Source organism: Flavobacterium sp., assembly GCF_024710485.1.
In the GTDB taxonomy this organism is placed as follows: domain Bacteria; phylum Bacteroidota; class Bacteroidia; order Flavobacteriales; family Flavobacteriaceae; genus Flavobacterium.
Genome location: NZ_JANJUQ010000038.1, coordinates 67,219 through 89,004, shown reverse-complemented (window position 1 = coordinate 89,004; position 21,786 = coordinate 67,219). Strand labels below are relative to the sequence as shown.

Below are 21,786 nucleotides of genomic sequence, written 5' to 3'. Positions count from 1 at the left end.
CCCCGAATTTCGGGGTTTTTAATTTTAAACGATTTCCAAAGTTTTGGCTTTGTTTACCAAGTCAACTAAGTTAGTCACGTTGAGTTTGGTCAGTAAACGAAGTTTATAAGTACTGATGGTTTTTTCGTTAAGCGCTAAAATCTTAGCAATTTCATTGTTTTTCTTACCGTCGCTTAGGAAACGCAACACCTCGATTTCTCTGTTCGAAAGTTTTCGATACAAACGCTCCGATTTGTTTTGTTTAGCAATCAACGCTAAGTTTCTCTTGATTTCTTCATTTAGGATAATTTGTCCTTGGTGAACCTTGACAATGGTTATTCCTAAATTCTCAAGTTTTGATGTCTTGTGAACATATCCGGCACAGCCAGCTTTAATAGCGTTTGGTGCGTAGATGTGCTCCGACAAACTACTGAAGACGATAACTTTGGTCTTCGGAAAATTTCTGATGATCGACTTGATTTCGTAAATACTCTTTAGTCCTTCAAGTTCTAAATCGATGATTAAGACGTCAATTTCTTTGTTTCTCAAAGCATCGGGCACCATAAAAAAATTTCCTACATTGGAAACGATGCTAATTTCAGGATGGTCCTTAAAATAAGCCTTCATTCCAAAGTGTACAACCGGAAAGTTATCCGCAATACATACATTTATCATAATTGTGGTATTTGATAAAAAAATTAATAGAAATTTACTGTAAAGTTAAAAAATTATATTGTAAAAATGTTAATATAAATTGCATTATTTAAATTCTTTAGGAATCAAACAAACCGGAATGGGATTCATTTTATGCTGATTAATCCTATTTAATCGGCTGTATATCTCCAAAACCTCTTTTTCTCTTCCTTCAACATCAGTGGTTGTTTTTCCTGATTCTAAGGCCAACATCGCCCATTCCAATTCATCATAACTCGCGCCTAATTGATCTTCATCGGTTCTAGAATCGCCAAACAAACCATCGGTTGGCGCCGCTTTTTGTATGGATTCAGGAATCTCTAAATACGCTCCCAATGCATACACATCACTTTTCATTAAATCGGCAATCGGACTCAAATCAACGCCACCATCTCCGTATTTGGTGTAAAAACCAACACCAAAATCTTCCACTTTATTTCCGGTTCCGGCTACCAACAATCCATGAATTCCAGCAAAATAATACAAGGTGCTCATTCGCAATCTCGCTCGGGTATTGGCTAAAGACAACTGTAACTTTGCTTCATCCTCTGAACTTGGCACCGTTTTTTTAAACGTTTCAAAAACTTCTGTTAAGTTTGCTTCCGCATGGCTTACATTTGGAAATCGCTGTTTCAATTGTTCAATATGCTCTCGACCTCTGCTTACTTGACTGCTGTCTTGGTGTATTGGCATTTCAATACATAACGTTGTTAAGCCGGTTTGCGCACACAACGTTGAGGTAACCGCCGAGTCAACTCCGCCTGAAATACCTACTACAAAACCATTTACATTAGCGCTTGTAGCGTAATTCTTTAACCATGTAACAATATAGGTATTTACTTCCCCTACCTTGATATTGCTTTTTTTACCCATTTTTTTATGAAAGTTTTTAGAAACGGAAACGTATATTTGCAAATGTAAAAAAACACGAGCTTTTAATGCCTTTTTTCTGATATTAAATTCTTATGATGAAAAAGTATTTTGTAATAGTTATAACTTTCTTTTTGTTGGTTTCCTGTGATAAAAAATCTAAGGTAGAAAAAGCCGTTGAGGAGATTTCTGTAACGCTTAAAGTGGATCGTTTTGATCAGGCTTTTTTTGAAGCCAAACCGAATGAGTTATCCAATTTAAAAGCGGAATATCCGTTCTTTTTCCCGGAAGGTACGCCTGATGACGTTTGGGTCGAAAAAATGCAAAACAAAGATTGGCGAGCGTTGTATGCCGAAGTGCAAAAGAAGTTTCCTGATTTCAACAAGCAAACTACAGAGATAGAGGATTTGTTCAAGCATTTCAAATACTATTTCCCTGAAACGGTTATGCCTAAAATTTACACCGTTATTGCCGACATGGATTATAACAACAAAGCCATTTATGCTAACGATAAATTGATTATCGCTTTGGAGCTATACTTAGGGAAGTCTCATCAATTTTACACTTTCCCCGAATATTTGAAACAAAATTTTGAAGAGCGTCAAATGATGCCCGACATTGTAGCCAGTTATGCTATGCGTAAAATTCCGCCTCCATCAGAGAAAACGTTATTGGCTAATATGATTTATTACGGAAAAGAGCTTTATCTGAAAGATGTAATGTTGCCCAATCATACTGATGCTGAAAAAATAGGCTACACATCGGAGCAAATTGCTTGGAGTCAGGAAAACGAAAGCTACATTTGGCGTTTCTTTATCGAAGAGAATTTGTTGTTTAGTTCCGATACTAAACTGGAGAATCGCTTTATAAACCAAGCACCGTTTTCTAAATTTTATCTTGAAATAGACAATGAATCTCCGGGTAGAATAGGACAGTGGATCGGTTGGCAAATAGTTCGCTCTTTTATGGAAAACAACGAAGTGAGTTTGCAGGAAATGCTAAAAATGGACGCCAAACAAATTTTCGAAAGATCAAAATATAAACCAAAGAAAAATGAGTAATACCATTAAATCCGAAATAAAATTCAACGTCGAGCTTGACGAAAACAGAATTCCTGAAAAACTTACTTGGACGGCTCAAGACGGTGGCGTAGAACAAGAAGAAGCTAAAGCCTTGATGTTGTCTATTTGGGACAGCAATGCGCAAGAAACGCTTCGTATAGATTTGTGGACCAAAGACATGCCGGTAGATGAAATGAAGAAATTTTTCCACCAAACGTTAGTGGCTATGTCCGATACTTTTCAACGTGCCACAGCCGATGAAAAAATGGCAGATACCATGAAAGATTTCTGTGATTATTTTGCCGAAAAAATGGAATTGAAAGCGTAGTTTTTACAACTCACCGCTTTTAAACATCTGGCCGTTTACATCATCAATAAAAGCCAATAGTTCTTCTCTTCCGGTGGTTTCCAAAGAAGAAGTAACAAAGTGCTGTGGCATTTCTTCCCAATTATTAGCCAACAATGCTTTGCGATAAGCTGCTACATGAGCGTCAATTTTACCACGACTGATTTTATCGGCTTTGGTAAAGATGATGCAGAACGGCACTTCAATTTCTCCTAAATAATTGATGAAATCCAAATCTATTTTTTGCGCTTCCAAACGAATGTCAATCAGCACAAAAGCGCAAACCAATTGTTCTCTTTTTTCAAAATAATCGGTAATGAATTGCTGGAAAACGTCTTTGGTTTTCTTAGAAACACGAGCGTAACCATAACCCGGTAAATCGACCAAAAACCAATTGGAATTGATTTTAAAATGATTAATCAATTGAGTTTTTCCGGGTTTTCCCGAAGTTTTAGCCAAATTTTTGTGATTCGTCAGCATGTTGATTAACGAAGATTTTCCAACGTTGGAACGACCAATAAAGGCGTACTCCGGCAGTGGTTCTTTCGGACACTTGCTTACGTCGGAATTGCTGATGATAAATTCGGCAGTATTAATTTTCATAGTGTTTCGGTAAAAACAAAAAAGTCCAAAACGGACTCTTTGTAAATTATAAATGAACCTCTTTTAACCATTCGTCCAACAAACGATTGAACTCGTCAGGATGTTCCATCATCGCAGCGTGTCCGCATTTGTCAATCCAATACAAAGAGGAATTCGGCATTAATTTGTGGAATTCTTCGGCGACCTCCGGTGGTGTCACTTGGTCGTTTTTCCCCCAAATCAAACACGTTTTTACATGCATTTTAGGTAAATCCTTGGCCATGTTATGACGTATCGCACTTTTTGCTATGGTTAAGGTTTTCAGTACTTTAATACGGTCGTTTACAACAGCAAAGACTTCGTCAACTATTTCTTTGGTAGCGATTTTGGGATCGTAAAATACCGCTTCCGCTTTCTTTTTGATGTATTCGTAATCACCGCGTTTCGGATAACTGTCGCCCATTGCGCTTTCATAAAGTCCGGAACTTCCTGTCAATACAAGGCCGGCTACTTTTTCAGGATACATTTTAGAATGGTACAAAGCAATATGTCCGCCCAAGGAATTGCCCAACAAAATTACGCGGTCAAAGCCTTTAAATGTAATGAAGTCTTTGACATACTTGGCAAATGCTTTTACATTGGTTTTCAGGATGTTTTGAGTGTAAATAGGTAATTCGGGAATAACTACTTTGTAACCTCTTTCGGAGAAATATTTAGCTACTCCGTTAAAGTTGCTCAAACCGCCCATTAACCCGTGTAGAACTACTATAGGTGTGCCTTCTCCGGCTTCAAAATAAGAATATCTTCCTTCCTTTTTAAAATTTCCTTCCATGTAATTTAAGTGACTTTTTACCTCGGCAACAAATATATGATTTTATAGATAACATTTGAGGTTTGTAACTAATATTTCCTGCTTTAAAATTGATTTTTATCGCTGTTTTTTTAACATATCAATACGGTATTGTTTCGTCGCAGCATTGCTTTTTTCGGATCCTTAAAAATCAATTTTATGTAACAAAATAGCTAATAATGAGTTTTTTATGTTTTTTTTTCTCTTGAAATCAAGATTCATTAAATAATCATCAATAATTCTTTCAAAGTTGTAACGTGGTGATTTTTGTCAAAATGGGAATGAAGTGGTAAAACTTATTAACAAAGTGGTAGTTTGTGGTAAATTGTGGTAATTATTTTTATATTTTTGCTGATAACCAAAATAAGCAGCAATTGAACTCCATAATCGGAACATATGAATGCAAAGTTGACGCCAAAGGAAGGCTTATGATTCCTTCGGCTTTGAAGAAGCAACTGGCTAATTCTCTTCAAGATGGCTTCGTCTTGAAGCGTTCTGTGTTTCAGCCTTGTTTGGAACTTTATCCAATGGCGGAATGGAATTTAATGATGCAAAAAATCAATAAGCTTAACCGATTCGTGAAAAAAAATAACGACTTCATCCGCCGCTTTACTGCCGGTGTAAAAATGGTTGAAGTAGACGATTTAGGCCGATTATTGATTCCGAAAGATTTAACGACTTTTAGTCAGATTTCAAAAGATATCGTGCTCTCGTCAGCCGTAAACATTGTGGAGATTTGGGATAAAGATTTGTATGAAAAATCGATTGCCGGTGACGACATTGATTTTGCAGATTTAGCAGAAGATGTAATGGGAAACATAAATGACGACAGCGATGGAATATCATAATCCGGTTTTATTACAAGAGACAGTTGACGGCTTAAATATCAAGCCGGACGGCATATATGTTGATGTGACTTTCGGCGGCGGCGGTCATTCTAAAGAGATTTTGAGAAGACTTGGTCCTAACGGAAAGTTGTTTGGATTCGATCAGGATGAAGATGCTTGGAACAATGCTTTGCCTGATGAAAGGTTTACGTTGGTACAGGAAAATTTCAGATATATCAAACGATTTTTGAGATTCCATGGTGTGAAAAGCGTAGACGGAATTTTAGCTGATTTAGGCGTTTCATCTCACCAATTTGACGTTCCGGAAAGAGGTTTTTCTACTCGATTCGATGCCGACCTCGATATGCGAATGAGTAAAAGAAATGAGTTGGATGCTTACAAAGTCATTAATGAATACGATGAAAGCAACCTTAAAAGAGTGTTTTTGGATTACGGCGAGTTAAAAGTAGCGCCGGCTTTGGCCCGAACAATAGTGGAAGCCAGAGAGAAAAAAGATATTAAAACAACCGAAGAACTAAAAACGGTCTTGGCTAAATACCTGCCGGAAAAAGTAAAAAATAAAGTCTTGGCTCAAATTTATCAAGCGATACGAATCGAGGTAAACCAAGAAATGGAAGTGCTCAAAGAATTTTTAGAACAATCGCTTGAAATATTGAACCCCGGCGGTCGATTAAGTGTTATCTCTTATCATTCTTTAGAAGATCGTTTGGTGAAGCGCTTTATGAAAAACGGACTTTTTGAAGGTGAACCGGAACGTGATTTTTTTGGGAACTTTTCGGTTCCGTTCAAATTAGTAGGAAAGTTAATCGTGCCGACAGAAGCCGAAATTAAAATCAACAACAGAGCACGTAGTGCCAAATTAAGAATAGCAGAAAAAATTTAATCCCGATGAAAAAAGGCGTTTACAGCATTTTAAAAGCTCGGTTTTTAGTGAATGAAGATGCTACCAAAAATTGGCGTTTCATCGTGTTTTTGATTTTACTGGCCATTTTGATGATTGCCAACGAACACCGTTACGATCAAAAAATTTTCAGAATCGCCGAGTTGACTAACGAAGTCAAAGAATTGCGCTCTGAATTTGTAGACAAACGTTCGGAATTAATGAAGTTAAAAATGGAATCGACTGTTTCTGAAAAAATGAAGGAGCGAAATATTTTCCCTTCATCGGTTCCGCCACAAAAAATAAAAATTAAAAAACCAATTGAAAAAAGTTTCTTTCAAAAGCTATGGCAGTAGAAGATAAACATATCTCTTACCGTATTTACCTAGTGGCTTTCTGCTTGTTCCTGATGGCTTTGGCAATTACGTTTAAACTCACTAAAATTCAGTGGGTTGAAGGCGATCATTACCGAAAGCTAGCCAAAGAACGAACAGTGAAGAACTTTGTCATTCCGGCGAATAAAGGTAATATTTATTCGGCCGACGGCAGCTTATTGGCGACTTCTATTCCTAATTACAACATTCGTTTTGATGCTGTAGCACCGAAGTCGGAGGATTTTGAAACCAACGTAAAACCATTGGCCGATTCACTTTCGGTAATGTTAGGCAAACCAAGCGGATTTTACCTGAACCAACTCAAAACCGCGCGCGAAAATAAAAACCGCTATTTGTTAATCGCCAAAAAGTTGAGCTACACCGAGTATGTGAAAATCAAAAGTTTTCCTTTGTTCAATTTAGGCGCTAATAAAGGCGGTATGATTACCGAGCAAAAAACGGTACGTGAACATCCAATCGGTAAAATCGCCGAAAGAACTATCGGCTATGAAAGAGAAGACGAAAACGGCAAGTTAGTTGGAAAAGGGATTGAATGGTCCTTCCGTAAATACCTTAACGGAAAAGACGGTAAAGTTTTAAAACAAAAAATTGCCAAAGGACAGTGGAAACCTATTCGTGACCAAAATGAAGTAGACCCACAAGACGGTTACGATGTGATTTCTACTATCGATGTATATATTCAGGACATTGCACATCATGCTTTGTTAAAACAATTACAAGAATTCAAGGCCGATCACGGCTGCGTAGTGGTTATGGAAACCAAGACGGGAAAAATCAGAGCGATCTCCAATTTAGGAAAACTCAGAGAAACAGATTCTACTTATTTCGAAACCACAAATTATGCAATCACCGAATCGCACGAACCAGGCTCAACATTCAAGTTGGTGGATATGATAGCGTTGTTGGATGATAAAAAAGTGGATACCAGTAAGGTGTACGATACGTTTGGCGGAGTAATCGATTATCGTGGCAGTAAAGTCAGAGATTCTAAGGAAGGCGGTTATGGCCGAATTTCATTGGGAAAAGGATTTGAAGTGTCTTCCAATACGGTGTTGGTACAAGCCGTTTACGAAAATTATAAGAACAACCCTAAAGAATTTGTAGCCCACATTGAAAAAATGGGATTAAACAAACCTCTTGGATTACCATTTCAAGGCGAAGGCAAACCATACATTCCGCAACCGGGCGACAAACATTGGAGTGCGATTTCCTTGCCATGGATGGCTTTTGGTTACGGAGTTTCGGTAACGCCTTTGCAAACACTGACGTTGTATAATGCGGTAGCGAATAACGGTGAAATGGTAAAACCACAATTCGTGTCCGAAATCAAAGAATGGAACCGAACCATCAAAAAGTACAATAAAGAAGTCATCAATCCGAGAATATGTTCTCAAGAAACCATCAAAAAAGTGAAAGCAGCTTTGACTAATGTGGTCAAAAGAGGAACCGGAGCCAAATTGTATTCTAAAGATTTTTCGATGGCCGGAAAAACCGGAACTGCCCAAGCCAATTACGGTAAAAACGGAGGAAGCGAGAAGCATTACATATCGTCTTTCGTTGGTTTCTTTCCGGCAGAAAACCCTAAGTATTCTTGTATCGTGGTAGTGCACAAACCAAACACATCAGGGAATAATTATTACGGTGCCGATGTGGCCGGTCCGGTTTTCAAACGAGTGGCACAAAAGATTTTTACCGATGCTCCATCGACCAACGAAATCAAAAACTTAAACAAAAAAATCGGCAAACAAGAGAAAGCTTATGCCGAGTTTGAAGCCAAAGCCAACTCCGAATCCAAAGTGGTTCCAAATGTAAAAGGAATGAGTGGTATGGATGCTGTGGCGCTTTTAGAAAACATGAAAATGAAGGTTAAAGTCATAGGTTTCGGGAAAGTCAAAAGACAATCCATCCAGCCGGGCTCAGCCTTAACCAAAAATCAAATCATCATACTCGAATTATCGTGATTATTTTAAAAGACATATTATATAAAGTAGCCATCGAAGTTGTAAAAGGTTCGACCGAAATGTCTATTAACAAAATCGAATTCGATTCCAGAAAAGTGGAAGAGAACGATGTGTTTGTGGCTATACGTGGTACGGTTTCTAACGGACATGACTTTATCGAGAAAGCCATCAACTTAGGTGCCACGGCTATTGTCTGCGATACTTTGCCTGAAATTATCGTTACAGGTGTGACTTATATTCAGGTGAAAGATACCAATACGGCTTTGGCTTATTTGGCAACCAATTATTACGGTAATCCGTCGCAAAATCTGAAGCTAGTAGGCATTACCGGAACCAACGGAAAAACAACTATTGCTTCGCTTTTGTACCAATTGTTCCAAAAAGCAGGTTACAAAGTAGGCTTGTTGTCTACGGTAAAAATTATGGTGAATGACGTTGAATACAAAGCCACACACACTACACCGGATTCGTTGACCATTAACCATTATCTGGCTGAAATGAATGCTGCGGGTGTCGAGTATTGCTTTATGGAAGTAAGCTCGCACGGCATCCATCAAAAACGTACCGAAGGCTTGCATTTTGCAGGCGGTGTCTTTACCAATTTGTCTCACGATCACTTGGATTACCATCCAACGTTTGCCGAATACCGAGATGTAAAGAAATCATTTTTCGATCATTTGCCAAAAACCGCTTTTGCACTAACAAATGTTGATGATAAAAACGGTGCGGTTATGTTCCAAAATACTGCTGCCAGAAAGTTAACCTATGCTTTAAAGTCGTATGCCGATTATAAAGCGCAAATCTTGGAAAGCCAATTGTCAGGCTTGTTACTGAAGATTAATGAAAGCGAAGTTTGGGTGCGATTGATTGGGACTTTCAATGCCTACAATTTACTGGCCATTTACGGAACAGCAGTGGAATTAGGCTTGGATAAATTAGAGGTATTACGCTTGTTGTCAGAATTGGAAAGTGTTTCAGGCCGATTCCAATACATCGTTTCCGATCAAAAAATTACCGCGGTAGTTGATTATGCGCATACGCCGGATGCTTTGGAAAATGTAATCAAAACCATTAACGACATCCGAACCAACAACGAACAATTGATTACAGTGGTAGGTTGCGGTGGCGACAGAGACAAGACCAAAAGACCCATCATGGCGCACATTGCCAGCAGTATGAGCAATAAGGTGATCATCACTTCGGATAACCCAAGAACAGAAGATCCGATTGACATCATAGCCGATATGGAAAAAGGTGTTGAGCCGCAAAATCAAAAGAAAACCTTGTCCATAGTCGACCGTAAACAAGCCATCAAAACCGCTTGTCAGTTGGCCGGGCCAAACGATATCATTCTAATCGCCGGAAAAGGACACGAAACTTACCAGGAAATTCAAGGCGTTCGTCACGATTTCGACGATATGAAGATTGTAAAAGAACTATTAGAACAGCTAAATAAATAAACCTATGCTATATTATTTATTTGAATACCTCGACAAAACCATGGATGTGCCCGGAACCGGGGTATTCCAATACATTACGTTTCGTTCGGCCTTGGCCTTGATCTTGTCGCTGATGATTTCGACCATTTACGGTAAAAAAATCATCAACTTCTTAAGAAACCAGCAAGTTGGGGAAACGGTGAGAGAATTAGGTTTGGAAGGCCAAACACAAAAAGCAGGAACGCCAACAATGGGTGGTTTAATCATTATTATCGCTACGTTGATTCCGGTGATTTTGCTAACCAAACTCAACAATATCTACATCATCTTGTTGATTGTAACCACACTCTGGATGGGAACCATCGGTTTTATTGACGATTACATCAAAATCTTCAAAAAAGACAAACAAGGGTTAAAAGGGATTTTCAAAGTAATCGGGCAGGTTGGTCTCGGACTAATCGTAGGTTCGGTATTGTACTTCCATCCGGGGGTAACCGTGAGAGAACGTTCGAATACGCCTATCACTTTCAATCAAACACAAAGTGTCATCACCCAAGCACCGGTGGAGAAAAAATCAACGACCACGACTATTCCTTTTTTTAAAAATAACGAGTTGGATTACGCTAAAATCATTGCTTGGACCGGAGAAGGTTACGAAAATTGGGCGTGGTTGGTGTTTATTCCGATTGTGATTTTCATCATCACCGCAGTTTCTAACGGAGCCAACTTAACGGATGGCATCGATGGTTTAGCCGCAGGAACATCTGCCATATCCGTGCTCGCATTAGGGATTTTCACCTTTGTTTCAGGGAATCTTATTTTGTCGAGTTATCTCAATATCATGTACATCCCAAATTCGGGTGAAATGACGGTTTTCATTTCGGCATTTGTTGGAGCTCTAATAGGATTTTTATGGTATAACTCTTTCCCGGCCTCTGTATTTATGGGCGACACCGGAAGTTTAACCATAGGCGGAATCATAGCGGTTTTGGCCATCTCAGTGCGCAAAGAAATGTTGTTGCCGGTATTATGTGCCATCTTCTTTGCTGAAAATTTATCGGTAATCATTCAGGTGGCTTATTTCAAATATACCAAGAAGCGTTTTGGTGAAGGGCGAAGGGTTTTCCTAATGTCGCCGCTTCACCATCACTACCAAAAGAAAGGCTATCACGAGAGTAAAATTGTAACCCGATTTTGGATTGTAGCCATCTTATTAGCCATCGTTTCTATAGTGACTTTAAAATTGAGATAATGCGAAGATTGGTTGTACTTGGCGGAGGCGAAAGTGGTGTGGGGACCGCCATTTTAGGAAAGAAAGAAGGCTACGAAGTATTCGTGTCCGATTTCGGAAAAATAACAGAGAAATACAAAAACGTTCTTACACAATATAACATCGATTGGGAAGAAGAAAAGCACACGGAAGCGCTGCTTCTAAATGCCAATGTAGTGATGAAAAGCCCCGGAATTCCGGACAAAGCGCCAATAGTTAAAAAGTTGATGGCACAAGGAATACCGGTTATTTCTGAAATTGAGTTTGCTTATCCGTATACCAAAGCGAAAACTATCGGGATTACAGGAAGCAACGGAAAAACGACTACCACCATGCTAACGTATCATTTGCTCAAAGAAGGTGGGCTAAACGTAGGATTAGGCGGGAACATCGGGAAAAGCTTTGCCTGGCAAGTGGCCGAAGAAAACTACGATTACTATGTGTTGGAATTGAGCAGTTTTCAGTTGGATGGCATCATCAATTACAAACCGGACATTGCGGTATTAACCAACATCAGTCCGGATCATTTAGACCGATATGAGTATCAATATGAAAATTATATCGCCTCTAAATTCAGAATCACAATGAACCAAACGGAAGCTGATTTTTTCATCTACGACGCCGATGACGAAGCGATAGCCGAATGGTTAAAAAATAATAAAACAAAAGCACAAACTATACCTTTTTCTGTATCAAAAACTTTTGAAAACGGAGCCTTTATTAAAAACGACGACACTATGGACATTATCATCAACAACGAAGAATTTGAAATGAAAACCGCTGACATTTCATTGGAAGGAAAACACAACATGAAGAACGCTATGGCCGCTACCTCTGTAGCCCAACTGATGAAAATCAGAAAGCAAACCATACGCGAAAGTTTGTCGAATTTCCAAGGCGTTGAACATCGTTTGGAAAAAGTACTCAAAATTCAAAATGTGCAGTACATCAACGATAGCAAAGCCACCAATGTCAATGCGACTTTCTTCGCTCTCGACAGTATGACGGCACCAACCGTTTGGATTGTTGGAGGTGTAGACAAAGGAAACGACTACAGCGAGTTGATGCCTTTGGTGCGAGAAAAAGTAAAAGCCATCATTTGTTTGGGCTTAGACAATAAAAAAATCATCGATGCTTTCAGCGATGTAGTAGATATGATGGTAGAAGTGGATAATATGCGCGATGCGGTAAACACGGCTAAACACTTAGCGGAAAAAGGTGATGCGGTTTTGTTGTCACCGGCTTGTGCCAGCTTTGATTTGTTCCAAAACTATGAAGACAGAGGAAATCAATTTAAGGCAGCTGTAAAAAATTTATAATCTAAAATATTAGATATTAAATATCAAATATGACAAATGATGAATTAAAAAATAGAACCAAGCAAATTCTCTTTGCTCATATTAAATCTAGTAGAGAAAATGCCGAATTCAATTTCATCAAGAGTTGTCATTAATCAATTGGCTAAAAGTGCAACTTCTGTCGGTGCAAATTACAAAGCCGTATGTAGAGCAAGAAGTGATAAAGATTTTGTAGCAAAATTAAATATTGTTTTAGAAGAAGTTGATGAAACACAATTTTGGCTTGAAATTATAACTGAAATGAACTGGTTAAGCAAATCAGAATTAGAGTTTCCTTTAAAAGAATCAAGCGAATTAGTTGCGATTTTTGTCTCAACCCTAAAAACAGTAAATAACCGATTGAACAATAAATGAATATTTAATATTTAAAATTTAATATCTAAAATTAAAAATGAAAGAACTCATTCACAGCTTAAAAGGAGATAAAGTCATCTGGGCCTTCGTGGCCTTGTTGGCGCTGTTCTCGTTTATGCCTGTGTTTAGCGCGAGCAGCAATTTGGCGTATATGCGTCACGGTTCGGGGAATGCTTTAACGTATTTGCTCAAACACGGCGCTCAAGTCTTTGTTGGGTTTTTTATTTTATACAAAATTCACAAAGTACCGTATCACTACTTCAGAACCATTTCGCGTATAATGTTACCGGTGGTTTGGGTGTTGTTGATTTATACTTTGCTCAACGGTAAAGTAATCCAGGGCGCTAATGCCAGCCGATGGATTCAAATTCCGTTTATTGGAATCACCTTCCAAACCTCGGCTTTAGCTTCTTTGGTGCTCTATGTTTTTGTGGCTCGCTATTTGTCGAAAACCCGTGAAACCCCAATAACGTTGCAAAATTCGTTGTGGGAATTATGGACGCCGGTTTTCATCACCATTGCCTTAATTCTTCCGGCCAACTTGTCAACAGCGGCTTTGATTTTTGCTATGGTAGTCATGTTGGCGTTTATCGGCAAATATCCAATCAAGTACATCGGGGTGATTTTAGGCGTTGGATTGGTCGGTTTGACTTTTTTTATTTTAGTAGCCAAACAATTCCCGGATGCGTTTCCGAATCGTGTGGATACTTGGATCAATCGTATCGACAATTTTACCACAGACAAACCCGATGAAGACGATTACCAAATCGAAAAAGCTAAAATTGCCATTGCTTCCGGTGGTGTGTATGGATTAGGACCGGGTAAAAGTGTGCAGAAAAACTTTTTACCGCAATCGTCCTCCGACTTTATCTACGCCATTATAGTGGAAGAATACGGGTTGTTCGGCGGTATTTTGGTGTTGAGTTTGTACTTGTTGTTATTGTTCCGATTTGTAGTCGCCGCCCACAAAGCCAACTCACTTTTTGGGAAACTCGTGGTCATTGGGTTGGGATTTCCGATTGTTTTTCAAGCGATGACCAACATGGCTGTAGCTGTAGAGTTGTTGCCTGTTACCGGACAAACCTTGCCACTAATCAGTAGCGGTGGTAGTTCTATTTGGATGACTTGTTTGGCGCTGGGGATTATTTTGAGTGTGACCAAAAAAGAAGAAGAAATTGCCGAAGAGTTAGCCGAAAAACAAAAACGAGAAGAGGCGCTCAATAAGCTAATCGATAAACAATTGCAAGAACAGGAAGAAGCAGAAAAAGCAGCCGAGCAAGCCGAATTGGAAAGCTATTCTATCCAAGAAGAAGCCAATCCGTTGGAACCTATTTTGAAGAAAAAGTAAATGAAAAAGTTGAAATTCATAGTAAGTGGCGGCGGTACAGGCGGACATATTTATCCGGCTATTGCCATTGCCAATGAGTTAAAGTCTCGATTCCCTGAGGCGGAATTTCTTTTTGTAGGCGCCAGTGATAAAATGGAAATGCAAAAAGTGCCGCAAGCCGGATACAAAATCGAAGGTTTGTGGATTGCCGGTTTACAACGAAAACTCACATTGCAAAACATGCTGTTTCCGTTCAAGCTCATGAGCAGTTTGTGGAAATCGAGAAAAATTATCAGAAAGTTTAAACCCGATGTAGTTATTGGTACAGGCGGTTTTGCCAGCGGACCATTGTTACAAGCGGCGAACAGTATGAATATCCCAACGGTGATTCAGGAACAAAATTCCTATCCGGGCATTACCAATAAATTGTTGAGTAAAAAAGCGAACGCAATTTGTGTCGCTTACGACAATTTGGAACGGTTTTTCCCAAGAGAAAAAATGATCTTAACCGGTAATCCGGTGCGTCAAGATTTACTTGATGTGGAGCACAAAAGAAGTGAAGGCATTAGCTATTTCAAATTAGATTCCAATAAAAAAACACTTTTGGTTTTGGGCGGAAGTTTAGGCGCCAGAAGAGTGAATCAATTAATAGCGAAAGAACTTGATTTTCTATTGGCTAACGGAGTACAAGTTTTTTGGCAATGCGGGAAGTTGTATTACAACGAATACCAACATTTCAACGAAAGAGAAAATGTCCAAGTAGTAGCATTTATCGATAAAATGGACTTGATTTATGCCGCTGCTGATGTTGTCATTTCTCGTGCCGGTGCTTCATCGGTATCCGAATTGTGTTTGGTGGGAAAGCCAACAGTTTTCATTCCGTCACCTAACGTGGCCGAAGACCATCAAACCAAAAATGCCAAAGCAATAGCCGATAAAAATGGTGCGGTTTTATTGCGTGAAAGTGAATTGGACGAACAATTTGAAACTACTTTTTCTAAGTTGTTGGCCGACGAAAATTGGCAAAAGGAACTCAGTCAAAATATTAAAAAATTGGCCAAACCCAACGCCACCAAAGATATAGTAGAAGAAATAATTAAATTAATAAAGTAAACTCAGGCACTCAGTGACTCAGCTACTCAGTAACTCAAATGAATCTAAACCAAATCCATAACGTCTATTTCATCGGCATCGGAGGCATCGGAATGAGCGCCTTGGCACGTTATTTCCAAAACATAGGTAAAAAAGTTTCGGGCTATGACAAAACCCCGACTATGTTAACCGATGAGTTGAAGGCTTCCGGTATGGATATTCATTTTGAAGACAATATCAACTTAATTCCAAAAGATTTTTATGTCGAAAATACACTCGTAATCATTACGCCGGCCGTTCCGATTACGCATTCAGAATGGAATTATTTTTTAGAGCGAGAGTACGTGGTTAAAAAACGCGCCGAAGTGTTAGGGATCATCACCAAAGATACTTTTTGTTTTGCTGTAGCCGGTACGCATGGTAAAACCACTACTTCCAGTATTTTAGGTCATATTCTTTACGAAAGTGGTGCCGATGTTACCGCTTTTTTAGGCGGAATTGTCGAAAATTACCATTCCAATTTAATCGGAAGCGGCAAAACCGTTACCGTAGTGGAAGCCGATGAATTTGATCGTTCCTTTTTGCATTTGCATCCGGATATCGCTTGCGTGACTTCTATGGATGCGGATCACTTAGATATTTACGGCGATGCTACCGCCATTGAGGATTCTTTTAGAGAATTTGCCAATAAAGTAGCCGATAAGAACCAACTTTTTGTCCCAAAAGGGTTGCCGTTAGAAGGGTTAACTGTCGGTATTAATGAAGAAGCAACCTATAGCGCTTTCAACATCCGAATTGAAAACGGGTTTTATGTTTTTGATGTACAAACCCCATCAGAAACCATCCGTGACTTGCAATTCGGTTTGCCTGGAAGACACAATTTGATGAATGCCTTGATGGCTTTAGCAATGTCTAAGACTTATGGAACCCCAACCGAGTCCATTGCTAAGGCCTTGGCTTCATTCAAAGGAATCCAACGCCGATTTTCGTATCAAATCAAAACTACCGATTTGGTTTATATTGATGATTATGCGCACCATCCAACCGAAATCAACGCCGTGCACCAAGCGGTTCGCGAGTTGTATCCGGGTGAAAAAGTGTTGGCTGTATTCCAACCGCATTTGTTCAGCAGAACTAAAGATTTTGCCGATGATTTTGCCAAAAGTTTGTCACAATTCGACGAAATTTTGTTGTTAGATATTTATCCGGCCAGAGAATTACCCATGGAAGGCATTACGTCAAGTTGGTTACTTTCCAAAATGGAAAATCCGAATAAAAAATTGGTTTCTAAAGGCGATTTGATTCCAACTATTTTAGAAAATTCCGCTAAAATAATTGTCACTATCGGCGCCGGAGATATTGGTGAATTAGTTCCGAAAATTAAATTGGCGTTGTCATGAAATTATTAACCTGGACCAATATCAGATTGCTGTTGATGATTTTCGTTGTCATCTTCCTGTTTTCGTTTACTTCGCACCGAAATGCCATGCGAAAAATTGCAAAAACTGAAGTGGTTTTTGTAGGCGAAAATAGTCTTTTTTTGAAGCCTGAAACGGTTAATAAATTGTTAATAGAAAAAAATGAGGACCTAAAAACTATCAGTAAAGATGGTTTAGATTTGAATAAATTGGAGAAAACTGTCAGTAATCATCCAATGGTTCACAAAGCTGATGTTTTTGTCAGTGTTGATGGGGTTTTAAAAGCTGTGGTGGAACAAAAACAACCGCTGGGTCGCGTGTTTGAGGAAACGGGTTCTTTTTATCTTGATTATGAGGGAAATAAAATGCCGTTGTCTGATAATTTTGCCGCAAGAGTGCCCTTAGTATCCGGTGCAATTACAGCCGTAAAAAAAGAAAAATTAGCGGAAGTTTTGAGAAATATTTCGGAAGATGATTTTTTGAAAAAAAACATTATCGGAGTGCAGGTTTTGTCCAACGGGAGCATGGTTATGGCCAACCGAAACTACGATTACCAAATCGATTTCGGAAGAACTATAAACATTGAAAGAAAATTTAAGAATTACAAAGCCTTTTTTCAGAAGGCTGTTTCCGACAGCACTTTGGAAAAATACCGAAGAATTAATTTAAAGTTTACCAAGCAAGTGGTGTGCATTAAATAGAAGATTATGGAAAAAGAGAATATTGCAGTAGGTTTAGACATTGGGACAACCAAGATTGTAGCCATGATTGGCAAGAAGAATGAGTATGGGAAATTGGAGATTTTGGGCGTTGGCAAAGCCAAAAGCCTTGGTGTGGCTCGTGGTGTGGTGAACAACATCACCCAAACCATTCAGTCTATTCAGCAAGCAGTTCTTGAGGCAGAAAATAATTCAGGTTACAAAATAAACGATGTAGTGGTTGGCATAGCCGGGCAACACATCCGAAGCATACAGCACACGGATTACGTAATTCGAACTAATCCCGAGGAAGTTATCAGCGGGAAAGACATTCAATTGCTCATCGACCAAGTGAACAAATTGGCTATGTTGCCGGGTGAAGAAATCATACACGTATTGCCACAAGAATTTAAAATAGACGGGCAAAACGAAATCAAAGAGCCTATCGGGATGTATGGTGCTCGATTGGAAGCCAGTTTTCACGTAGTGGTAGGACAAGCGTCTTCTATCAGAAACGTAGGTCGATGCATCCAAAGTTCAGGTATCGAATTGTCGGGCTTAACCTTGGAGCCATTGGCTTCAGCCGATGCGGTATTGAGTCAGGAAGAAAAAGAAGCCGGTGTAGCATTAATCGATATTGGAGGCGGAACCACGGATTTAGCCATCTTCAAAGACGGCATCATTCGTCATACCGCAGTAGTACCTTTTGGTGGAAATGTCATTACAGATGACATCAAAGAAGGTTGCTCGATTATCGAAAAGCAAGCCGAGTTGTTGAAAGTGAAATTCGGATCCGCATGGCCGGGTGAGAATAAAGACAACGAAATCGTTTCTATTCCGGGCTTACGAGGCAGAGATCCGAAAGAGATTTCGCTTAAAAATTTATCGAAAATTATCCACGCCAGAGTCGTGGAAATTATAGAGCAGGTTTTCACGGAAATCAAAGCCTACGGACACGAAGATCCGCGCAAAAAATTAATTGCAGGAATCGTGTTAACCGGTGGCGGTGCACAACTCAAACACATCAAGCAATTGGTGGAATACATCACCGGAATGGATACCCGAATCGGTTACCCTAACGAACATTTAGCCGGTAATTCGGGCGAAGAAATTTCAAGTCCGTTGTACGCTACCGCAGTTGGTTTGGTGATGAACAGCATCGAAAACAATTCTAACAGCGCTTACAAAATTGAACTGAAAGAAGTAGTGGCCGAAACACCGAAAGCAGTACCGCAACAACCGGTCTTTGAACAGAAGGAAGAAGTTTCAGCTGAAGCCGAACAGCCGATAGCAATGGAACAACCGGTTGAACGCGAAACCGAAAAGCAAATCAAGCGCTCATTTTTTGACCGCTATGTAGACAAGATTAAAGATTTTTTAGATAACGCAGAGTAAAGAATAACAGAATAAATACCTAACACCAAAATAGTATGATAAGCAACTCAGAATTTGGAAGCATCTCATTTGATTTACCAAAGAATCAATCAAATGTGATCAAAGTAATCGGTGTTGGTGGCGGCGGAAGTAACGCTATCAATCACATGTTCAAACAAGGAATCAAAGGTGTAGATTTCATTGTATGTAACACCGACTCACAAGCATTGCAAAACAGTCCGGTACCTAACAAAATTCAGTTAGGAGTGAACTTAACCGAAGGTCTTGGCGCAGGCGCTAACCCCGACGTAGGACACCAATCGGCTTTGGAAAGCGTGGGCGATATTGAAAAAATGTTGGACAGCAATACCAAAATGGTTTTCATTACAGCCGGTATGGGAGGTGGAACCGGAACAGGTGCTGCGCCGGTAATTGCTCAATTGGCCAAAGAAAGAGATATTCTTACAGTGGGAATCGTAACTATTCCATTCCAATTTGAAGGAAAAGTGCGTTCGGAACAAGCGTTGTTAGGCGTTGAAAAGTTAAGAAAACAAGTTGATTCTTTGATTGTTATCAATAACAATAAATTAAGAGAAGTGTACGGAAACTTAGGTTTTAAAGCCGGATTCTCTAAAGCCGATGAAGTGTTGGCTACGGCTTCTCGCGGTATCGCAGAAGTTATTACGCACCACTACACACAAAACATCGACTTAAAAGATGCTAAAACCGTATTGTCCAATAGCGGAACGGCTATTATGGGTTCTGCTGTGGCTACCGGTGATAACCGTGCCAAAGAAGCCATCATCACAGCTTTGGATTCTCCATTGTTAAATGATAATAAAATCACCGGAGCTAAAAACGTATTGTTGCTTATTGTTTCAGGCTCTAACGAAATTACCATTGACGAAATCGGAGAAATCAACGATCATATCCAAACCGAAGCAGGCTATAATGCTAACATCATAATGGGTGTTGGTGAAGACGAAAGCTTGGGCGAAGCCATTGCGGTAACCATTATCGCGACCGGTTTCAATGTGGAGCAGCAAAACGGTATCGTTAACACCGAAATCAAGAAAATTGTTCACGCCTTGGAAGACGACCAAAAATTGGTGCGCGACTTAACGCAAAAACCGGTTGAAGTATTCCAAAGTATTGTGGATACGCCTAAAGCGGAAGCCCCTGAAGAGAAAATCGTATTCGAATTGATGGAAGAAGAAATTCAAGCGCCTGTGGTTGAAACTCCGGCAGCTATCAACGAAAATGAGTTGATTGCCATGAACCAGTTCATCCGTAACTTGGACGTGACTTTCGAAATCGTTTCGCCCATTAAAGACATCGATTTCAAAGTAACAACTCCCGAAGTAAAAGCGATGGAAGTTGTAGAGCCGAAAAATGTAATTGAAGAAGAGCAAATCACCTTCACTTTCGACATGCCGGCTGCAACGCCTGTTTTCGAAAAAATAGAGACAGTAGAAGCTGTTCAACCTATTGAGGAAACCAAAATTGTTTTCGATTTGTCTGCAGACGCTAATGATATCATAGTGAATGAAGCGGTTGAATTTGTTCCCGTTACCGAAGTCAATGAAGGTGGCGTAATCAAATATTCATTGGAAGAGTACATGGAGTTGGAAAACGACTTATTAAACTCAAAACCGGCTGCTAAAGTAGTGGAAGAACCAATCGCGGAAGAGTTGAACATTACCATGAAAGTGGAGACCGAAAAACCGCAAGCGGTAAACTATTTCGACGAAGTTTCTCCTATGGAAATGACTATCGAAGAAACCTTGAAACACAGAGCCGACGAGCGTAGAAGAAAATTAAAAGAGTTCAATTACAAATTCCATAACAATCCGTCACGCATTGAGGAATTGGAAAAAGAACCGGCTTACAAAAGATTAGGTGTTGACCTGTCAAACAACACCGGCAATAACGCAAACTCCAGAATGTCTTTAGGAACCGATAGTAACGACGATTTACAAATCCGTACCAATAATTCGTTCTTGCACGATAATGTAGATTAAGATTAGTCTGCCATTTTTCTAATCGAACAACCCGAAAATTTCCTTGAGATTTTCGGGTTATTTTTTTACCTTCGCAGGGCTTTTTAGGCTTGTCCCAAATTTAGTTTGGGAAGCGAATGGTTCGGGCAGTTTCAGTAATTCTTATTCCCGCTGTCGCAGTATCTTTTTTGTTTTGTCACCCTAAGCGCAGTCGAAGGGCTTTTCTCAAAACAAAAAAAGGATACTTGCTCCCATCGGGGCTAAAGAGCCAACCATTTTAGCAGGTTCTAAAAATCTGAAAATCTAATAATCTAATAATCTGAAATATGAGTTTAGAAACCCAAATCATGGACGAAATGAAAAACGCCATGAGAGCCAAAGATACCGTTGCACTAGAAGCGTTAAGAGCCATTAAATCGGGTATCATCTTAGCCAAAACCGAAGCCGGTGCCGGCGATACTTTATCAGCCGACGAGGAAATCAAGTTGTTGCAACGTTTGGTTAAACAACGCAAAGACAGCGCTGCTATTTTCCAACAGCAAAACCGTCCGGATTTGGCCGAGCCTGAGTTGGCACAAGTAGCTGTAATCGAGAAATTCTTGCCGGCACAATTATCCGAAGCCGAAGTAGAAGCTGCCGTAGCCGCTATTATCGCTGAAGGCGGTTTTTCAGGTATGGCCGCTATGGGTCAAGTTATGGGGAAAGCTTCAGCCGCTTTAGCCGGTAAAACCGATGGTAAAACCATTTCCACTATCGTTAAAAAATTATTAGCTTAAATTGATTAAAGAATTAGGAATTAGGATTTTTTTTAAATCCTTAATCCAAGAATCCTCAATCTGAAATAAATAAAGGCTCCGTAGTTCAACTGGATAGAATGTCAGATTTCGGCTCTGACGGTTGCAGGTTCGAACCCTGCCGGGGTCACGAATAAATACAGCAACCAGAAAAATGTCAAAGTTCACTTTAGCATTTTTCTGGTTGTTGTACTTTC

21 protein-coding genes and 1 tRNA gene are annotated in these 21,786 nt (G+C 39.5%); 18 read left to right on the top strand and 4 right to left on the bottom strand.

The window, feature by feature from the left end; all coding sequences use genetic code 11:
- Positions 1-24: 24 nt before the first annotated feature.
- Together Q0M21_RS10345 and nadE are read right to left on the bottom strand one after the other, a co-directional pair.
- Positions 25-654, bottom strand: a complete 630-nt coding sequence (locus Q0M21_RS10345; RefSeq protein WP_295337852.1) for a response regulator transcription factor — start codon at positions 652-654, stop codon at positions 25-27.
- Positions 655-738: 84 nt separating this feature from the next.
- Positions 739-1,545, bottom strand: coding sequence for an NAD(+) synthase (gene nadE, locus Q0M21_RS10340; RefSeq protein ID WP_295337850.1), 807 nt, complete (start codon positions 1,543-1,545; stop codon positions 739-741).
- 95 nt (positions 1,546-1,640) lie between these two features.
- Here nadE and gldB point away from each other — a divergent pair, with 95 nt between their 5' ends.
- Together gldB and gldC are read left to right on the top strand one after the other, a co-directional pair.
- Positions 1,641-2,603 carry a gliding motility lipoprotein GldB gene (gene gldB, locus Q0M21_RS10335; RefSeq protein WP_295337848.1) on the top strand — a complete coding sequence of 321 codons (963 nt, stop codon included), beginning with the start codon at positions 1,641-1,643 and terminating at the stop codon, positions 2,601-2,603.
- Positions 2,596-2,931: a gliding motility protein GldC gene (gldC, locus tag Q0M21_RS10330; RefSeq protein ID WP_295337846.1), complete on the top strand. Its 336-nt coding sequence runs from the start codon at positions 2,596-2,598 to the stop codon at positions 2,929-2,931. The genes gldB and gldC overlap by 8 nt, the downstream gene beginning before the upstream one ends.
- 3 nt (positions 2,932-2,934) lie before the next feature.
- Here gldC and yihA read toward each other — a convergent pair whose 3' ends face one another.
- Together yihA and Q0M21_RS10320 are read right to left on the bottom strand one after the other, a co-directional pair.
- Entirely contained in the window at positions 2,935-3,552 is a 618-nt protein-coding gene (gene yihA / locus Q0M21_RS10325) for a ribosome biogenesis GTP-binding protein YihA/YsxC (RefSeq protein WP_295337844.1), read from the bottom strand.
- Positions 3,553-3,598: 46 nt separating this feature from the next.
- Positions 3,599-4,363 carry an alpha/beta hydrolase gene (locus Q0M21_RS10320; protein ID WP_295337843.1) on the bottom strand — a complete coding sequence of 255 codons (765 nt, stop codon included), beginning with the start codon at positions 4,361-4,363 and terminating at the stop codon, positions 3,599-3,601.
- 392 nt (positions 4,364-4,755) lie between these two features.
- Between Q0M21_RS10320 and mraZ the strand changes: the two genes are divergently transcribed.
- From mraZ to Q0M21_RS10240, 16 genes are all read left to right on the top strand, one after another.
- Positions 4,756-5,229, top strand: a complete 474-nt coding sequence (gene mraZ, locus Q0M21_RS10315; protein ID WP_290875307.1) for a division/cell wall cluster transcriptional repressor MraZ — start codon at positions 4,756-4,758, stop codon at positions 5,227-5,229.
- Positions 5,204-6,112: a 16S rRNA (cytosine(1402)-N(4))-methyltransferase RsmH gene (gene rsmH, locus Q0M21_RS10310; RefSeq protein ID WP_295337840.1), complete on the top strand. Its 909-nt coding sequence runs from the start codon at positions 5,204-5,206 to the stop codon at positions 6,110-6,112. The genes mraZ and rsmH overlap by 26 nt, the downstream gene beginning before the upstream one ends.
- A 5-nt stretch (positions 6,113-6,117) precedes the next feature.
- Positions 6,118-6,465: an FtsL-like putative cell division protein gene (locus tag Q0M21_RS10305; protein ID WP_295337838.1), complete on the top strand. Its 348-nt coding sequence runs from the start codon at positions 6,118-6,120 to the stop codon at positions 6,463-6,465.
- Complete coding sequence (locus Q0M21_RS10300; RefSeq protein WP_295337836.1) at positions 6,456-8,465, top strand: penicillin-binding protein; 2,010 nt, start codon at positions 6,456-6,458, stop codon at positions 8,463-8,465. Before Q0M21_RS10305 ends, Q0M21_RS10300 begins: the two co-directional genes overlap by 10 nt.
- The gene (locus Q0M21_RS10295; protein ID WP_295337834.1) at positions 8,462-9,925 is read left to right on the top strand and encodes a UDP-N-acetylmuramoyl-L-alanyl-D-glutamate--2,6-diaminopimelate ligase; all 1,464 of its coding nucleotides are present in this window, start codon (positions 8,462-8,464) and stop codon (positions 9,923-9,925) included. The genes Q0M21_RS10300 and Q0M21_RS10295 overlap by 4 nt, the downstream gene beginning before the upstream one ends.
- 4 nt (positions 9,926-9,929) lie before the next feature.
- On the top strand, positions 9,930-11,156 hold the full coding sequence (mraY, locus tag Q0M21_RS10290; protein WP_295337832.1) for a phospho-N-acetylmuramoyl-pentapeptide-transferase: 1,227 nt from the start codon (positions 9,930-9,932) through the stop codon (positions 11,154-11,156).
- On the top strand, positions 11,156-12,493 hold the full coding sequence (gene murD, locus Q0M21_RS10285) for a UDP-N-acetylmuramoyl-L-alanine--D-glutamate ligase (RefSeq protein WP_295337830.1): 1,338 nt from the start codon (positions 11,156-11,158) through the stop codon (positions 12,491-12,493). Before mraY ends, murD begins: the two co-directional genes overlap by 1 nt.
- Before the next feature lie 99 nt (positions 12,494-12,592).
- Positions 12,593-12,886, top strand: a complete 294-nt coding sequence (locus tag Q0M21_RS10280; protein WP_295337828.1) for a four helix bundle protein — start codon at positions 12,593-12,595, stop codon at positions 12,884-12,886.
- Positions 12,887-12,923: 37 nt separating this feature from the next.
- Positions 12,924-14,234, top strand: a complete 1,311-nt coding sequence (locus Q0M21_RS10275) for an FtsW/RodA/SpoVE family cell cycle protein (RefSeq protein WP_295337826.1) — start codon at positions 12,924-12,926, stop codon at positions 14,232-14,234.
- Entirely contained in the window at positions 14,235-15,326 is a 1,092-nt protein-coding gene (gene murG / locus Q0M21_RS10270; RefSeq protein ID WP_295337824.1) for an undecaprenyldiphospho-muramoylpentapeptide beta-N-acetylglucosaminyltransferase, read from the top strand.
- Positions 15,327-15,364: 38 nt separating this feature from the next.
- Positions 15,365-16,705 carry a UDP-N-acetylmuramate--L-alanine ligase gene (gene murC, locus Q0M21_RS10265; RefSeq protein WP_295337822.1) on the top strand — a complete coding sequence of 447 codons (1,341 nt, stop codon included), beginning with the start codon at positions 15,365-15,367 and terminating at the stop codon, positions 16,703-16,705.
- Positions 16,702-17,424: a cell division protein FtsQ gene (locus Q0M21_RS10260; protein ID WP_295337820.1), complete on the top strand. Its 723-nt coding sequence runs from the start codon at positions 16,702-16,704 to the stop codon at positions 17,422-17,424. The genes murC and Q0M21_RS10260 overlap by 4 nt, the downstream gene beginning before the upstream one ends.
- Before the next feature lie 6 nt (positions 17,425-17,430).
- Positions 17,431-18,816: a cell division protein FtsA gene (ftsA, locus tag Q0M21_RS10255; RefSeq protein WP_295337818.1), complete on the top strand. Its 1,386-nt coding sequence runs from the start codon at positions 17,431-17,433 to the stop codon at positions 18,814-18,816.
- A gap of 35 nt (positions 18,817-18,851) precedes the next feature.
- Complete coding sequence (gene ftsZ, locus Q0M21_RS10250) at positions 18,852-20,816, top strand: cell division protein FtsZ (protein ID WP_295337816.1); 1,965 nt, start codon at positions 18,852-18,854, stop codon at positions 20,814-20,816.
- Positions 20,817-21,121: 305 nt separating this feature from the next.
- Complete coding sequence (locus Q0M21_RS10245; protein WP_295337814.1) at positions 21,122-21,571, top strand: GatB/YqeY domain-containing protein; 450 nt, start codon at positions 21,122-21,124, stop codon at positions 21,569-21,571.
- A gap of 74 nt (positions 21,572-21,645) precedes the next feature.
- A tRNA-Arg gene (locus Q0M21_RS10240) sits at positions 21,646-21,719 on the top strand.
- The last annotated feature ends 67 nt before the right edge of the window (positions 21,720-21,786 follow it).

Bases quoted from the DNA above. Each gene is read 5' to 3' on its own strand.
- Q0M21_RS10345 (WP_295337852.1), bottom strand. From the start codon at position 654: ATGATAAATGTATGTATTGCGGATAACTTTCCGGTTGTACACTTTGGA.
- gldC (WP_295337846.1), top strand. From the start codon at position 2,596: ATGAGTAATACCATTAAATCCGAAATAAAATTCAACGTCGAGCTTGAC.
- nadE (WP_295337850.1), bottom strand. From the start codon at position 1,545: ATGGGTAAAAAAAGCAATATCAAGGTAGGGGAAGTAAATACCTATATT.
- Q0M21_RS10260 (WP_295337820.1), top strand. From the start codon at position 16,702: ATGAAATTATTAACCTGGACCAATATCAGATTGCTGTTGATGATTTTC.
- rsmH (WP_295337840.1), top strand. From the start codon at position 5,204: ATGACGACAGCGATGGAATATCATAATCCGGTTTTATTACAAGAGACA.
- Q0M21_RS10300 (WP_295337836.1), top strand. From the start codon at position 6,456: ATGGCAGTAGAAGATAAACATATCTCTTACCGTATTTACCTAGTGGCT.
- Q0M21_RS10275 (WP_295337826.1), top strand. From the start codon at position 12,924: ATGAAAGAACTCATTCACAGCTTAAAAGGAGATAAAGTCATCTGGGCC.
- murD (WP_295337830.1), top strand. From the start codon at position 11,156: ATGCGAAGATTGGTTGTACTTGGCGGAGGCGAAAGTGGTGTGGGGACC.
- ftsA (WP_295337818.1), top strand. From the start codon at position 17,431: ATGGAAAAAGAGAATATTGCAGTAGGTTTAGACATTGGGACAACCAAG.
- Q0M21_RS10320 (WP_295337843.1), bottom strand. From the start codon at position 4,363: ATGGAAGGAAATTTTAAAAAGGAAGGAAGATATTCTTATTTTGAAGCC.
- ftsZ (WP_295337816.1), top strand. From the start codon at position 18,852: ATGATAAGCAACTCAGAATTTGGAAGCATCTCATTTGATTTACCAAAG.
- gldB (WP_295337848.1), top strand. From the start codon at position 1,641: ATGAAAAAGTATTTTGTAATAGTTATAACTTTCTTTTTGTTGGTTTCC.
- Q0M21_RS10305 (WP_295337838.1), top strand. From the start codon at position 6,118: ATGAAAAAAGGCGTTTACAGCATTTTAAAAGCTCGGTTTTTAGTGAAT.
- mraY (WP_295337832.1), top strand. From the start codon at position 9,930: ATGCTATATTATTTATTTGAATACCTCGACAAAACCATGGATGTGCCC.
- murC (WP_295337822.1), top strand. From the start codon at position 15,365: ATGAATCTAAACCAAATCCATAACGTCTATTTCATCGGCATCGGAGGC.
- murG (WP_295337824.1), top strand. From the start codon at position 14,235: ATGAAAAAGTTGAAATTCATAGTAAGTGGCGGCGGTACAGGCGGACAT.
- yihA (WP_295337844.1), bottom strand. From the start codon at position 3,552: ATGAAAATTAATACTGCCGAATTTATCATCAGCAATTCCGACGTAAGC.
- Q0M21_RS10280 (WP_295337828.1), top strand. From the start codon at position 12,593: ATGCCGAATTCAATTTCATCAAGAGTTGTCATTAATCAATTGGCTAAA.
- Q0M21_RS10245 (WP_295337814.1), top strand. From the start codon at position 21,122: ATGAGTTTAGAAACCCAAATCATGGACGAAATGAAAAACGCCATGAGA.